This window comes from Streptomyces sp. NPDC015125 (assembly GCF_043080045.1).
Lineage (GTDB): Bacteria > Actinomycetota > Actinomycetes > Streptomycetales > Streptomycetaceae > Streptomyces.
The window spans coordinates 309545-324151 of record NZ_JBIBVF010000005.1; the positions used below are offsets into that span (position 1 = coordinate 309545).

The 14607-nt window shown below is 67.5% G+C and carries 13 protein-coding genes and 3 pseudogenes; 7 read left to right on the forward strand and 9 right to left on the reverse strand.

The features are described 5' to 3' along the window. The first annotated feature begins 196 nt into the window (after positions 1–196). Complete coding sequence (locus tag ACF088_RS15585; protein WP_392376302.1) at positions 197–1762, forward strand: trypsin-like serine peptidase; 1566 nt, start codon at positions 197–199, stop codon at positions 1760–1762. Between the two features lie 272 nt (positions 1763–2034). On the opposite strand, the gene ACF088_RS15590 is transcribed toward ACF088_RS15585, so the two are convergent. Continuing rightward, positions 2035–2400, reverse strand: coding sequence for a hypothetical protein (locus tag ACF088_RS15590; protein ID WP_392376303.1), 366 nt, complete (start codon positions 2398–2400; stop codon positions 2035–2037). 94 nt (positions 2401–2494) lie between these two features. Between ACF088_RS15590 and ACF088_RS15595 the strand changes: the two are divergent. Together ACF088_RS15595 and ACF088_RS15600 are read left to right on the forward strand one after the other, a co-directional pair. Then, positions 2495–2674 (forward strand): annotated as a pseudogene (locus ACF088_RS15595) (RICIN domain-containing protein); the annotation flags it as partial. Positions 2675–2724: 50 nt separating this feature from the next. Then, positions 2725–3092: pseudogene (locus ACF088_RS15600) on the forward strand (transposase); the annotation flags it as partial. A 16-nt stretch (positions 3093–3108) separates the two neighbouring features. Here the strand turns inward: ACF088_RS15600 and ACF088_RS15605 are convergent. Then, on the reverse strand, positions 3109–3714 hold the full coding sequence (locus tag ACF088_RS15605; RefSeq protein WP_392376304.1) for a TetR family transcriptional regulator: 606 nt from the start codon (positions 3712–3714) through the stop codon (positions 3109–3111). A 106-nt stretch (positions 3715–3820) separates the two neighbouring features. On the opposite strand from ACF088_RS15605, the gene ACF088_RS15610 reads away from it, so the two are divergent. Next, positions 3821–4510, forward strand: a complete 690-nt coding sequence (locus ACF088_RS15610; protein WP_392376305.1) for a nitroreductase family protein — start codon at positions 3821–3823, stop codon at positions 4508–4510. Between the two features lie 266 nt (positions 4511–4776). Here ACF088_RS15610 and ACF088_RS15615 read toward each other — a convergent pair whose 3' ends face one another. From ACF088_RS15615 to ACF088_RS15625, 3 genes are all read right to left on the reverse strand, one after another. Further along, positions 4777–5535 carry an SDR family NAD(P)-dependent oxidoreductase gene (locus ACF088_RS15615; RefSeq protein WP_392376306.1) on the reverse strand — a complete coding sequence of 253 codons (759 nt, stop codon included), beginning with the start codon at positions 5533–5535 and terminating at the stop codon, positions 4777–4779. Positions 5536–5616: 81 nt separating this feature from the next. Beyond that, positions 5617–6396 (reverse strand): SDR family NAD(P)-dependent oxidoreductase, encoded by a 780-nt coding sequence (locus ACF088_RS15620; protein ID WP_392376307.1) that lies wholly within the window; start codon positions 6394–6396, stop codon positions 5617–5619. Between the two features lie 184 nt (positions 6397–6580). Further along, the gene (locus tag ACF088_RS15625) at positions 6581–6847 is read right to left on the reverse strand and encodes an Atu4866 domain-containing protein (protein ID WP_392376308.1); all 267 of its coding nucleotides are present in this window, start codon (positions 6845–6847) and stop codon (positions 6581–6583) included. Between the two features lie 134 nt (positions 6848–6981). Between ACF088_RS15625 and ACF088_RS15630 the strand changes: the two genes are divergently transcribed. Continuing rightward, positions 6982–7827 (forward strand): helix-turn-helix transcriptional regulator, encoded by an 846-nt coding sequence (locus ACF088_RS15630; RefSeq protein WP_392376309.1) that lies wholly within the window; start codon positions 6982–6984, stop codon positions 7825–7827. 611 nt (positions 7828–8438) lie between these two features. Here the strand turns inward: ACF088_RS15630 and ACF088_RS15635 are convergent. Beyond that, positions 8439–8828, reverse strand: a complete 390-nt coding sequence (locus ACF088_RS15635) for a winged helix-turn-helix transcriptional regulator (RefSeq protein WP_392376310.1) — start codon at positions 8826–8828, stop codon at positions 8439–8441. A gap of 150 nt (positions 8829–8978) precedes the next feature. Between ACF088_RS15635 and ACF088_RS15640 the strand changes: the two genes are divergently transcribed. Next, positions 8979–9947 carry an NADPH:quinone oxidoreductase family protein gene (locus ACF088_RS15640; protein ID WP_392376311.1) on the forward strand — a complete coding sequence of 323 codons (969 nt, stop codon included), beginning with the start codon at positions 8979–8981 and terminating at the stop codon, positions 9945–9947. 550 nt (positions 9948–10497) lie between these two features. Here the strand turns inward: ACF088_RS15640 and ACF088_RS15645 are convergent. Together ACF088_RS15645 and map are read right to left on the reverse strand one after the other, a co-directional pair. After that, a pseudogene (locus ACF088_RS15645) lies at positions 10498–11427 on the reverse strand (IS5 family transposase). A gap of 563 nt (positions 11428–11990) precedes the next feature. After that, positions 11991–12758, reverse strand: a complete 768-nt coding sequence (gene map, locus ACF088_RS15650; protein ID WP_030987746.1) for a type I methionyl aminopeptidase — start codon at positions 12756–12758, stop codon at positions 11991–11993. A 65-nt stretch (positions 12759–12823) separates the two neighbouring features. On the opposite strand from map, the gene ACF088_RS15655 reads away from it, so the two are divergent. Beyond that, complete coding sequence (locus tag ACF088_RS15655; protein ID WP_010983415.1) at positions 12824–13129, forward strand: helix-turn-helix domain-containing protein; 306 nt, start codon at positions 12824–12826, stop codon at positions 13127–13129. Positions 13130–13282: 153 nt separating this feature from the next. On the opposite strand, the gene ACF088_RS15660 is transcribed toward ACF088_RS15655, so the two are convergent. After that, entirely contained in the window at positions 13283–14467 is a 1185-nt protein-coding gene (locus tag ACF088_RS15660) for a PP2C family protein-serine/threonine phosphatase (RefSeq protein WP_392376312.1), read from the reverse strand. Positions 14468–14607: the final 140 nt, after the last annotated feature.

Genomic DNA, 14607 nt, shown 5'->3' on the forward strand with positions numbered 1-14607 from the left:
CACCACCCTTCCACCAGGTACCGGCCACGCCCCTGCACACGGTGTGAGCAAGGAGCAGGTCGACACGGCGCGGGAGGCACAGCGGTACTGGACGCCGGAGCGCATTCGCGCTGCCGTACCGGTGAACGCCGCGCAGTCCGGTAAGACGGATACGCCATCGCGGCCGGGCTCTGGACAGCGGCGGAATCGCTCACTGGTGAACGAGCCATCCCGCCAGGTGCCCGGGGGGATCGCCACGGTCGGTGTATTCCTGATTCGTACCACCGACGGCTCTGCCACCCCGGACCAGTTCTGCACCGCCAGTGCAGTGGCCTCGCCGACCAAGAGCCTCGTCATCACGGCGGGGCACTGCCTCCAGGGCAACCACCACCGGAACTTCGCGTTCGTGCCCGGCTACCACACCGGTACATCGACGACCGGACGAGCAGGGGAAGCTCCCTACGGCATCTTCCCGGCCCAGGAGGGGAAAACCTGGATCGATGCCCGCTACCGAGCATCGACTCCCGATGACGATGTCGACTTCGCCTTCCTCAGCGTCGGCCCGAACGCCCGCGGACAGCTCCTGGAGGATGCCGTCGGACGCGGTAACGAACTCACCTCCGTACCCACGGCGAAGCTCGCGAGCAAAGCCGTCACGCTCGTCGGCTACCCCGGGCAGAAGATCCCTCTGCAGTGCACCAATGACACCACCGCCTTCCAAGGCCGGTTCATGGAAATCCGATGCGAGGGCTTCCGCACCGGCGTCAGCGGTGGCCCGTTCCTGGAGAACTTCGACGGCCGACGGGGCGACCTCATCGGCATCATCGGCGGTTACAAGACCGGCGGCCCCTACGATCACACCAGCTACACCTCTCAATTCGACGAGGACGTCTTCCGGCTCTACCGGCAGGCCGTCACGGGCATGCCGTCGGATCCGGGCCCGGGCAAAACCGGGGCGTCCATGGGCTCCGCCGACACCTGGACTCATGCCAGGGCCATGACGACCGGCCGCTTTCATACCGCCTCTGTGCGCGACGACGTCAGTGACCTGATCGTGCGCTGGTCCGACGGCGAGCTCTCCCTCTACCCGGGTAACGGCGCATACGGGTTCGGCAAGGACATCCAGCTCGTCAAGGACAAGGCATGGCAGCAGGCCGCGGTCATCACCGCCGGCGACTTCACCGGTGACGCGAACTACGACCTCCTGGTCCGCTGGACCGACGGCAGGCTGACCCTCTACAAGGACGTCAACGAAAGCACCAAGCTGAGGCACAAGGTGGAGCTCAAAGGCCCCAACGACACCTGGACCCACGCGAGCACCATGACCGCCGGACGCTTCGGCGGCGGAAACACGCGCAGCGACGACCTCATCGTCACCAGGACCGACGGTGAAGTGACGCTCTACACCAACGTCGACGCCAAGGGCCTGCACGCCCAGAAGCAGCTCGTCAAACCACCCAACATCACCTGGCCGCACGCCCGGGGCATCGCAGCCGGCGACTTCCGCCCCGCAACGGGAGACCAGGACCTCTTCGTCCGCTGGAGCGACGGCGAGGTCACGGCCTACGAGAACATCACCGCAGAAACCTTCGGACGCGAACACCGGCTGCTGCCTGCCAAGTCCCCCTGGCGCGAAGTGCTGCTGGCCACCACCGGCACCTTTGGTGGTCCCGCCCGCCAGAACGACCTCGTCGCACTCTGGCCCGGAGGAAAACTCACCCTCCACCCCGACACCACCAGCACCTCCTTGGCCGCCGAACACGTGTTGGTACCTCAGCAGTGACGGAGCGCACCTGATCAGGGAGTGCGCGTGCCGACGATGCTCGGTCGTCCTCACCGAAAGGGAGACGTCGACGTGGGGCACGAGGGAGTGGACTCGGGACGGTGAAGCAGGCAGAGCGCCCTGCCGCTGCTCGGAGGGTTCGATCACCGCGGCTGCGAAGGCCGATGCCGGCTGGAGGACAGCGTGCGGCAGCGAGAAAGAAGGATGCTGACGGGGGCTGGCCTCTGGCGAGTTTTGGGCGCTGCGAACTGCAGAAACGTCAATCTTCGCGGTCATGGCCGTTCGAGCAACTCGTGGATGGCGCGCAGGACCGCGTCCGGGCGGTCCACGTGCATCCAGTTGTGGCCGGCCTCGTCGAGTACGCGGTGCAGTCCGTCCGGGGCCGAGTCGGCCAGCTCGGCGTGCAGGGCGAGCTTGACCTCGTTGATGGCGCGTTCGAGGTCTGCGGGCACCTGCGCCGCGCGGGCGGGGTCGTGGCCCGATGCGGAGAGCACGATCAGGGGCGCATCGGGGGCGTCGGGGGCATGGGGCGCGTCCGCCGCGTGGCGGAGCCCGTTACCGACCTCGTCGAGGTTCTCCATCTCCCGCATGCCGGTCCGCCAGTGCGCGAGGTGGTGCTCGATGAGCGGCTCGCGCACCGCCTGCGGCTACTCCGCCAGTTCCTGCGCGCACAGTGCGCGGAACATCTCGATGGCCTCCTCGCTCGGCTCCGGCACCGGCTGAGACAAGGCGGTGTCGGTTTACGGGGAGGAAACGGCCGACGGTGCGGCCGTCATCCAGTACGTGTTCCAGACGCGGGACAACCAGAAGTGGAACCTGCAGGCGACCAGCGGCGCGTACTACGTCGTGCGGGCCGTACACAGCGGCAAGGTGCTGTCAGTCAATGCGGAGAGCACGGCTGACGGCGCGAAGATCGTGCAGTGGGACTACGTCAGCAGGCCGCACCAGGAATGGAAGCTGGTCCAGTCCACGACTTGTTCCCCGGCCTGCCACGACAGAAGCGGAAGCGCCGTTCGTGCAGCGAGGGGGCACATGGCCCGCGGATCTATGACTGGGCCCGCGTCGAGGTCCGCCCTGGCATCGCGAAGACCGTCGGCACTGGGGCATCGCTCGCCGCAGTGTCAGCCGGCCCGAAGAGATCTCCTACTACGTCGCCTACTGTCCCGCCGAGACCACCCTGGACCAGCTGATCTCGATTGCGGGTAGCCGGTGGGCTGTTGAGGAGTGCTTCCAGACCGCGAAGCAGGAGTGCGGCCTGGACGACTACCAGGTCCGTCGCTTTCCCGGCCGGCACCGCCACATGACCCTGGCCATGGCCGTCCACGCCTGCCCCGACATCTTCCTCATCAGCTCTTTCTCGGCAGAGCCTGATCGAGGAGGACTTCCGCCGCCGCCCGCGCGTGCCGGCCGTAGTCCGCCTCGTCCAGCACCATGGCGCGGCTGGCCGCCCCGTCCGCGAGGGTGGCCAGTTGCTCGGCAAGTGAGAGGGGTTCGCGGCAGCCCAGCTCCGCCACCAAGGCAACGATCAGTTGCACCATGCGCAGCTTCTGCTCCCGGGCGTAGGAGTGCACCGCGCTCTCCGGGTCGGGGAACTCAGCGGCAGCATCGATGAACGGACATCCGCGCACCGGAGCGCCGTCCGCCACCGGCTGGTCGAACAACTTGAGAATCCGGTCACGGGGAGGGATGTCCTCGCGGGTCAGTACGCCTTCCAGGGTGGCCCCCGACAGTGCGAGGCCCTGCAAGTGGGCGATGACCAGATCGTTCTTGGTGCGAAAGTGCGCGTAGAGCGTCCGCTTGGACGCCGGAGCTTCCTCCGCGACCTGTTCCATGCCGGTTGCGGTGATGCCCTGGGTCGCGAACAGTCGGGCGGCGGCAGCCAGAATACGCTCCCGCCCGCCACGCCCCCGCCGCTGGGAGGCCGTGGCCGCCGTACTCACCGTTGCATCCATGAAGAAAGTATACGCAATCGTTTACTTCATTCGCCATGCCGCGCTAGGGTGACCTCCACATGTAAACGCTACCGTTTACATGACCTCTCCGTCACCAAGGAGTCCCATGAGCAGGTTCGTTCCCGCTGAGCTGAGCGGCTGCGCGGAGAAGCTGATACGCGGCCGGCACGCGACCCGCGCGTTCCGTCCGGAACGCGTACCCGAGGACACGATGCGCACGATCTTCTCGCTGGCCGGCACCGCGCCGTCCAACTCCAACGCACAACCGTGGCAGGTGGAGGTGGTGAGCGGCGCGGCACGTCAGCGCCTGGCCGATGCCCTGCTGACGGCCCGCGCCGAGAGGCGTACCTCGGTGGACTTCCCGTATTCCGAGGGGATGTATGCGCAGGTGCACCAGACACGTCGGGCCGCGTTCGGCGCCGAACTGTACGGGGTGCTGGGCATCGGCCCCGACGATCACACGGCACGTGCGGCCTACGACGCGGAAAGCCTGCGCTTCTACGGCGCGCCACACGCGGCTTTCCTCTTCGTCCACGGTGACGGAGAGGCGCGGCTGGCTGCGGATGCCGGCGCCTACATGCAGACGCTGCTCCTGGCGATGACCGCGTACGGCGTGGACAGTTGCCCGCAGGGGCTGTTGAGCTTCTATGCCGACACCGTCCGCGCCGAACTCGGCGTCACCGGAGGGAAGTTGCTCGTCGGCATCTCCTTCGGCTATGCCGACGAGACCGCGCCGGTCAATCGAGTCAAGACCGAACGCGCTCCACTCGAGTCGACTACGGCCTTCCACGGCTAGGCCGTTTCGTCTGGGTCATCGTGCGGACAGAGGAAGATGCCGGCGGACGGATTCACCAGTGGGCGGACCAGCTCACCGAGGCCGACCGGCGGGCGCCGTCCCCGCTGTTCCGAGCGCACGTCAACCCCTACGGCGGGTTCGAGCTGGATATGAACACCCTCCTCGACCTCCGCTGGGCGACATCGCATCGCGGCGACGGGGTCAGACGGTGCGGGGAGTCGCTGGTGAGCGACCTATTTGATCTTCTCCGTCCGCGTGGGGAGGGGTCAGTGGGCGGTGAGGCCGCCGTCGACCACCAGCTCGGTACCGGTGACGAACGAGGACTCGTCGCCGGCGAGGAAGAGCATGGCCGAGGCGATCTCGTCGGCGCGGCCCGCGCGGCGCATCGGGGTACGCACGATGTCCGGCTGCTGGTCGCCCTGCTCGTCCAGGAGTTCCTGGATCATCGGCGTGGCGATGACTCCGGGGTGGATGGAGTTGACCCGTACTCCCTGGCGGGCGTACTCGACCGCCGCGGTTTTGCTGAGCAGGCGCACCGCGCCCTTGGATGCCTGGTAGGCCGCGGCTGCTCCGCTCCCCACCAGTCCCAGGACGGACGAGGTATTGATCACCGAGGCATTGCCGGTGGCGCGCAGCAGGGGTAGGGCAGCCTTCATCCCCAGCCAAGTGCCTTTCTGGTTCACGTCGATGACGCGGTTCCACGCGTCTTCCCGGGTGTCTTCGATGCCCGGCCAGTCCAGGATGCCCGCGAGGTTGACGAGGGTGTCCAGAGTGCCGAACCGCTCGCGGACGGTGGTGATCACCCCGTCCCATTGCTGGGCGGAGGAGACATCCAGGCAAGCGGAGACGATTTCCGCGCCGGTCTCCTCAATCTCCTCCGTGAGTGCTGTGAGGCGCTCCTGGCGGACATCGGTAACGACCAGCCGCGCGCCTTCGCGGGCGAACAGCTTGGCGGTCGCTGCGCCGATTCCTCCCGTCGCACCGGTGATCAGTGCGACCTTGCCGTCAAGTCGTTGGCCAGTCATGGCGCTGTCGTCCTCTCTCTCGGTCGTGGTTCGCCGGGGCAGTACCGCCCCGCGCTCGAACGGGGCGGGCGGTGTGTGGGGTCAGGCGGCAGTGAAGCCGCCGTCGGCGGCGACGACGGCGCCGGTCATGAAGCTGGAGCGCGCCGAGGCGAGGAATCCGATGATCTCGGCGATCTCCTCCGGCTGGGCCACGCGGCCCAGCGGGTGCGCGCCGGCGAAGGAGCGCAGGTAGGCGCGGCTGTCGTCACGGATGTTGTCGAGCATGTCGGTCTCGATCACGCCCGGTGCCACGACGTTGGCCCGGATGTTGTGGGGGCCGCCCTCCAGCGCGATGACCTTGGTCAGCTGTGCCAGGGCTCCTTTGGACGCGGTGTAGGCCGACCCCGCTGGCAGCGCGACCGTGCAGGTGTAGGAGCCGACGTTGACGATCGCCCCGCCTCGTCCGTGCTCACGCATGGCGCGGAACGCCTCCCGGGCATGGAGGAACGCGCCGCGGGCGTTGACGGCCATCAGGGTGTCCCAGTCTTCTGCCGTGGTCTCGGTGAAGGGTTTGTTCAGCGTCCGCCCCGCGTTGTTGACCAGAATGTCCAGGCCACCGAAACGCTCCTGCGCCAGCTCTACCGCACGCAGGGCCGTCTCCTCCCGGGAGACGTCGCCGACCAGGGTGGTCACACCGTCGAACTCCGCGGTCAGGTCCTCCACCTCGGGCCGGATGTCCTCGGCCAGGACGCGTACTCCACGGGCGTGCAACCACGCCACGGTTGCCCTGCCCACGCCGCGCGCGGCGCCGGTCACCACCGCAACCGTGCCACGCAGGGCGTCACCATCCCGCGTGGGGCGTCGGTCGGTGTCTGTCGTCATCTTCGTTCTCCCGCTCAAGGGCCTGTACTGGCGTCCATGGGCGCACGCGTACTGTCCGCCGTGCCCAAGGTCGCTGCTGCTGCGCACTGGCGACGGGGCCGGCCCCGATCTCGTCGATGTCGCCCCTGCCGGCCGGCTGTCTGAGCGGGCCACGGCCTTCGCGACCGCCGGCTGCCGATGCCCCTCATGACTGGTGCTCCTCCTTGCGGTGGAGCACCAGGTGCTCGTGGTAGAGCACGCCATCACGCACCTCACCGGTCGCGGTGAATCCGGAGTCATCGACGTACTGCAGACGGTTGCCGGTCACTGTGTAGCGGCCCGTGTACGCGCTCGGTCGCTTCCCGCGGGCTTCGTCGTAGCGACCGTCCGCCCGTAGCTCCTGATGGATGTCACCGTCCACGGTCACCCACCACCCGACCACGTCAACGCTGTCCTCACTCGCCTGCGGCACGAGGCCCTCCTCCCGTCCGATGTCGTCCCTCTCGCCACCGAGTCTGGACGCCCCAGAAGCCGCTAACCAGAACGTTTGCCGCCTGGGTGCCACACACCCAGGCAGCGCAACCATCGCCTGCTCAACCTGGGGGTATGTCCGACAACGCCCTGGGAGACTTCCTGCGCGCCCGACGCTCCAGGCTGCGGCCCGACGACGTCGGCATGGCGAGCTACGGCGTACGGAGAGTCGCCGGGCTACGTCGTGAGGAAGTCGCCGTTCTGGCCGGAGTGAACGTCGACTACTACACCCGCCTTGAACAAGGCCGCGAACGCCGCCCCTCGCCCCAGGTCCTTGACGCCCTCAGCCGTGCCCTCCACCTCGACACCGACGCCCGTGCCCACCTCCACCGGCTGGCCGGCGCCGCACCGCATCACCGCCCAGTGCAGCAGCGGAACGTGGTCAGCCCGGCACTGCGCCAGCTCATGGACGGCCACCCCAATACCCCGGCCTTCGTCCTCAACCGCACCTTGGACATCCTGGCCACCAACGCCCTGGCCGACGCTTTGTACTCGCCCTTCAACCCAGCGGACAATCTCGCCTGCATGACTTTCCTCGACCCTGCTGGCCGGGACTTCTACACCCGCTGGGACTGGACCGCACAGGCCACCGTGGCCACCCTTCGTCATGCGGCCGGCATCGATCCCGACAACCCCCGGCTGAACGCGCTCATCGGCACATTGACCGAGCGGAGCGCCGCCTTCTCGACTCTGTGGCAGGCCCACACCGTGCGCGGCAAGACCCAGGACGCCAAACAGCTCAACCACCCCGACGTCGGTCCGCTCACTCTCACCTACCAAGCCTTCGACGTCCGCGACGCACCCGGCCGACAACTCGTCATCGACCACGCCGAACCCGGCAGCCCCAACGCCGAAGCACTGTCCCTGCTCGGCGCCATCAACGCCATCCGACGGCAGACAGCACGAGACCCGCACCCATAGAACAAACGACCTCGTTCTCGCTCAAAAGGTGGGGGTCCGCCAACAGTTCAAGGCCGTCCCTCACTCCCGCGAGGGAGCAGGGCCCACGCACCGCACTGCCGAGTGATCTTCACAGCCGACGATCGCCGGTTTGGGTAACCGGCGACCGTCGCGACCATTGAAGCTCACCCCGCACCCCGAGCTTCCCGCGGAGAACATGGAAAGCGCACCCTTCTTGATACCCGACGGCCCCGACACCAGGGCCCGCTACCGGCGGTGACTATCGCTCAGAACCTGGCAGGCGATTCTGCCCGTGATCAGCCAACACGTGCGCCGCTCACCGCATGCGGATTCCGGTGTTTCCGCAGGAGTCAGTGCTCACAAAGCCGCGCTCCCTACAAGGACGCTGCTTCGTTCGGCGAGACCGCGTAGCGCCATCGAGGTGGACCCCGAAATCGGCAAGCTGAAGATCAGCGAATTCGTCGCCGGAAGGGCACGAGAGAGCGCATCTCTCCGCAGGAGGGAACGGACGCAGTAGCTGCGGAGGCCGATGCGGTCAGGTTGCTGAACGGCTAAATGTCACCTCAATGGCAGCTTCAACACCCGCCTCCGCAATGAACGCCAGCCCACCCTTAACGGACCTCGGCGGGCTGGGCGTTGGCGCGGGCGTCGTATTCCGCGCGGGCGTCGTCGATATGCGCCAGGTGCTCGATGGTCCACTTCCGGAGGGGCGCGGTGGCTTCGTAGAGCATTCTGCCCATCGGAGTGAGCTCGTAGGTGACGTGAGGCGGCATGACGTTGTGGACGGTGCGGATCAGGATGCCGTCCCGTTCCAGGCTCCGCAGGGTCACGGTGAGCATGCGCTGGCTGATTCCGTCGACGGTTCGCTTTAGTTCGGTGAAACGGCGCGGCCCCGGATCGAGGCGGCACACGACCAGGAGCGACCACTTGTCCCCGACCATGCCGAGGACGACGCGGGCCCGGCCCGCGTCCTGCTGCGACTGGCTATCAGCCGGGGTCATCGTTACCTCCAGAGAACCGGGACACCAAAAAGTGCCTTATTGATCGGGATGCGGCTGGTACACGACGCTGGTCACGGTTCTTAAAGAGTACCGAGGCGCGAGAAGTAACCGTGCCGTTCCATCCTGTTGCCCCATCCCAGGAGCCCCCCCATGCGTGCTATGCACATCACCACCCTCAAGGGTCCCGACGCCATAGAGCTCGTCGAAGTCGATGAACCGACGGTCGATGCCGAGTCGGTCGTCATCGACGTGCACGTCGCCGGCGTGACCTTTCCGGAGGTTTCGCAGAGCCGCGGTGAGTACCACCTGCGGCGGACCCTTCCCTTCATCCCGGGCACCGAGGTCGCCGGAGTCGTCAGGTCCGCCCCCTCGGACAGCGGCCTGACAGCCGGGCAGCGGGTCGCGGCCTTCCCCGGGGTCGGCGGATACGCCGAGACGGTGACCGCCCCGCCGACGGCGGTCTTCCCGCTCCCCGACAATGTGTCCTTCGACGCGGGCGCGGCCCTGCCCATGAACTATCTGACCATGCACTTCGGCCTGGTGCGCCGGGCGCAGCTGAAGCCGGGTGAGACGGTTTTGGTGCACGGAGCAGCCGGCGGCGTCGGCACCGCCGCGGTGCAGCTGGCCGCCGCACTGGATACCAGGGTGATCGCGGTCGTGTCCGCACCGGGAAAGATCGATACGGCGAAGGCTGCCGGCGCCGATGAGGTCGTCTTGGCCGACGCCTTCGAGGACGCGGTGCTGGAACTGACCGGAAATCGCGGCGTTGACATCGTCGTGGACCCGGTCGGAGCCGGCCGGGTCTCCGGCTCGCTGCGCATCCTCGCGCGCGAGGGCCGCCTTCTGGTCGTCGGCTCAACGGGCGGCGACGTTGCCCAGATCAAGGTCGACAGCCTTATGCGCAACAACCTCAACCTCTCAGGAGTCGGCTGGGGCGCGTTCTGGGTGGAGCAGCCTTCCTATCTGCAAGAGCAGTGGGCCGCGCTACTGCCCCTCCTGCGGGCCGGCAAGCTTCAGCCCGTGATGGGGCGGCGCTTCCCGCTTGAGCAGGCATCGCAGGCTCTGCTCGAACTCGACGAGCGCCGCGCGCAAGGGAAGGTGCTGCTGGACGTCCAGTGAGAGACCACCATCGTGGTCTTTGCTGGTCAGCGGGGCTGGTGTGATGTTCGGGTGGCGGTGCTCGTGCTGATCGGGAGCGTGATCGTGGACGCGTGATCGTCCGTCATCGCTGGACTTCGTTGGTCGCAAAGACGAGAGCCCGGCACTCATCGACCACCTGTCCGGCCAGAACATCGAACACCGCGGGCACGCTCGCAATGCTCCTCGATTCGATGCGGGCTGGTCGCGTGATGACGACGTCTTCACGCCGAGGAGAAGAGCTTGACCGGCGCAAGTGAGGATCAGCAGATTCGACTGGGGATCGGACAGGTCCTCGACTATGCCCATCAGCTCCAACTGGCAAAGAAGTTCGGTCGAGTACGTCCTGTTCTGGTGCTGGAGAAGCAGCCAGCCGACCCCAGGTGGACCTCACTCGCTGAGGCCAGCGGGATCCTCCTCACCTGGGCCCCCGCTTTCACAGGGTGCTGAAGCCTCGGAGTCATCCCGCTGGACGAGTGGCAGGGCCGACGCCAGCGGCTGGCCGATGACCGTGCGGAGGCGCACCGTCGGATCATGTTCGGAGCCAGATCATGAGGGTCGCGACCGTGACGGTTCCGAGGTAGACGTAGGCGCGTTTCTCGTAGCGGGTGGCCACGGCCCGGAAGCCCTTGAGGCGGTTGATGGCTCGCTCGACAGTGTTGCGTTTCTTGTAGCGTTCGCTGTCGAATCCGGTGGGCCGGCCGCCGTCGGAGCCGCGGTTGTGCCGGTGTCGTTGCTGGTCGAGGCGTTCGGGGATGGTGTGCCGGATTCCGCGTCGTCGCAGGTAACGGCGGTTCTTGCGGGAGGTGTAGGCCTTGTCCGCCAGGACGTGGTCGGGTCGGCTGCGGGGCCGTCCGACGCCGATGCGGGGCACGGAAACCTGCTCCAGCACCCGCTCGAGCTGGGGCCGTCACCGTAGTGCCCGGGTGTCAGAACGAGCCCGAGGGGCCGGCATCGTCCCTCGGCGGCGAGGTGGATTTTGGTGGTGAAGCCGCCGCGGGAGCGTCCCAGGCATTCGCCGATCTGATCACCTCCTCCAATCGGACGACCAGTTTCCGCAGCACCGGTTCGACCCGGTTCGTCCCCTGCCCGGCCCCCTTTTGAGGAACCGCGGCCGGGGCACCTTCCGCGCGCCGGCGGCGTGCTGGTGAGCCCGCACCGCGGTGGAGTCCACTGACACGTCCCAGTCGATTCGACCCTGAGCGTCCTCGGCAGCCTGGACAAGGGACAGCAGCCTCTCCCACGTGCCGTCCGCTGACCAGCGGCGATGACGTTTGTAAACCGTCTCCCACGGCCCGAACCGCTCGGGAAGATCCCGCCACTGCACACCCGTCCGCACCCGGTACAGCACCCCGTTAATCACCCGCCGATGATCACTCCACCGACCCCCACGCGCACCACCACGAGGCAAGAACGACTCCAGTCGATGCCACTCCGCATTCGTTAAATCCCCACGACCCATGGAACCAGCCTGACCCCAACACCCCACCCACGTCCGGAGATCCGAGAAACACCGCCTAGTCGTCGGTGGCGTCCAGGGCGCGCAGGGGCCGCAGCCCGCCTGGGGCCGCAGGCCGCCTGGGGCCCGAAGTGGGAGCCGTTGCTGCTGTCTGATGACGAGCGGGCTGAGTGGGAGCGGTGGACGCGTCGGGCGACATCGGCCCAGGCCCTGGCTCTGCGAGCGCCGGATCGTGCTGGCGTGTGCGGGGCCGGAAGTACCGCCGAGTGTCGCGGTTACCCGGGATCTGCGGGTGACCGCGAACACCGTCCGCAAGTGGCGGCGACGTCCCTTGCCGAGCGGCTGGACGGACTGGTCGACGAGCCCCGGCCGGGCGGCCGCCCACCATCAGCGTTGATCAGGTGGAGGTGGTGGTAGTCACCACGCTGGAACATCTGCCGAAAAACGCCACCTACTGGGTGCGAACGTCGATGGCGCAGCACAGTGGCCTGTCGAAGTCGACCGTGGGCCGGATCTGACGGCAGCTCCAGCTCAAGCCGCATCTGGCGGACTCGGCGCTACCCCCCTTACGGTCGGGTGAGAATTTCGGCTCCGCTGTCGGTGATGGCGATGGTGTGCTCGCTGTGCGCGGTCCGGCAGCCTGTCGCGCTGCGCAGCGTCCAACCGTCGGCGTCGGTGACGAGTGTGGCGGTGTCGGCCATGACCCAGGGCTCCAGGGCGAGCAGCAGTCCGGGGCGCAGCTTGTATCCGCGGCCTGGCCGTCCGGTGTTCGCGATGTGTGGGTCCTGGTGCATGGTCGAGCCGATGCCGTGGCCTCCGAACTCGGTGTTGATCGGGTAGCCCGCCTTGCTGAGGACCGTGCCGATGGCGTGGGAGAGGTCGCCGATGCGCGCCCCAGGCTTGGCGGCGGCGATGCCGGCGGCGAGTGCACGTTCGGTCGTCTCGATCATCGCGACGCTCTCCGCCGGCCTGGCCTTGCCCACCAGAAAGCTGATCGCGGCGTCCGCGGCCACCCCGCCCCTGGCTACGGCGAGGTCGAGAGTCAGCAGATCCCCGTCTGCCAGCGTGTAGTTGTGAGGCCGCCCATGGAGCACTCCGTCGTTGACGGCCGTGCAGATGTAGTGCCCGAACGGGCCGCGCCCGAAGGAAGGCGCGTAGTCGACGTAGCAGGACTGCGCTCCCGCCTCGGTGATCATCTCCTTGGCCCACTGGTCGATGTCCAGCAGGTTCGTCCCGACCGTGCTGCGCTGCTTCAGCGTGTGCAGGATGTTTCCGACCAGGGCGCCGGTGTCCCTCGCCCGCTCAAGCCGCGCGGAGTTCAGGATCTCAATCATGGGGGACCTCTCATGTATGTCCAATAACTATCCCGGTCTAACTATACCGGTATTAGAATGGGGTCATGGTCAGGTTGCCGCTCACCCCCGCCGAGGTAGAACGCGGACAGCGCCTTGGCGCCCTGCTCCGCCGAGCCCGGGGCTGCCGCTCGATGCTGGACGTGGCGCTCGCTTCGCACATCTCGCCGGAAACTCTTCGGAAGATCGAATCCGGCCGTGTGGCTACCCCCGCCTTCCCGACCATCGCAGCGATCGCCGACACCCTCGGCCTGTCTCTCGACGCCGTCTGGGCCGAGATCAGCCAGGCGGAGCGAACCGTCGAGGATCAGTCGGTCCTGCCTGTCACACGGCATCCATCGCTGGTTTCGTAACGCCGCACTCAGAGAGTCGGCGGTTCACTGACCGCGCAGTGCCGGTACGCCTGCGCGCACGCTGATGCGTCCTCACCCAAGACGCAGCGCAGTACATGGACAGGTTCCGGTCGCCGCTCGGTCGCCCGCGGGTCGCCGAGACCCGCCGGATGGTCAGTCGGTCTGGTCGGGTGAGCCGGTGAGGTGGACCATCTTCTTGAGCTGGTGGCTGGGGGCGAGTCTGGGGGAGCGTTGGATCGCCACTGCGGCCGCGTCGTCGTTGAGCTGCCCTCCGACGTGGGCTATAAGGTCGCCGCGGATGTGGCGCAGCAGCGCTTCGGGTCCGCTGTCGGTCCATTGGGCGACGCGCTCGGCGAGCGGGTAGAACGAACCGTCGGAGGAGCGGGCCTCGATGATCCCGTCGGTGTAGAGCAGGAGCGTGTCATCGCCCTCGAAGGTGAACGGGTCGACGGTCAGGCCGGTTCCGGGCAGATCGCACATGCCCAGCGGGGGCGCTGCGCGGCGCGGGTAGAGGGCGGTGACGTGATGATGGTGCAGCAACAGGGGCGGCGGGTGCCCGCAATTGATCATCTGAGCCAGAGGATCTTCGTCGGGGATATCGAGCATCAGGATGGTGACGAACTGCTCGTACAGTTCGTCCGCCTCGGGGTGCGGGGCATGCTCGGCCAAGTGCCGGCAGATGCTCTCCTCGAGAGCGGCGGCCAGGTCCGCGAGGGTGGCGGCCCGGTGGGCGGCGTCGCGGAAGGACCCCATGATCACGGAGGCGTCGCTGATGGCGGTCATACCTTTGCCGCGGACGTCACCGATGATCAGACGTGCGCCGTTGCCGGTCCGGGTCGCCGCGTACAGGTCCCCGCCGATCAGCGCCTCGTCATCGGCTGCTCGGTAGGCCGAGGCGATCCGCAGTGGACCCAGGCGATGGGGCAGCGGCGGCAGGACCACCCGTTGTGTGGCTTCGGACACCGACCGTACTTGTTCCAGCTGGCGTAGGCGGCGCTCGCGCTGGCGGCTGAAGACCACGATGACGAGGGAGAGCACCGCGAGGGCGGCTATCTGTACCTGGTGGTTGGTCGAGAACAGTTCGTTCGGGTCGCGCAGGACCCCGATGGTCGCCTGGGCCACCACGGCGAGCGCGCCGACCAGTCCGGTCAGCCAGGGGCCGGCGAACCAGGGAGTGATGGCGGGGGCGACGATCAGGAGCGGCCCCAGATGGATGTCACCCGGGATCAGAACGTCCACGACCGTGATCGCAACGATCAGCCCGAGCGGTATCGCCAAGAGCGCGTGACCCGTCTGCCATGGCTGCCACAGATCCGCAACGCGGCGCCGCAAGCCCATACCCCCACTCTGCACCGCCCACGGACAGGCCGCAGGCCGTATCCCGGCCTTTCACGTGCAGACGTGCCGAGCCCGACGAGGCGGGGACGGCGCCGGACGCGCCTACCTCTGTTGACACCTGCAAGGTGTCGAAGAGGAGA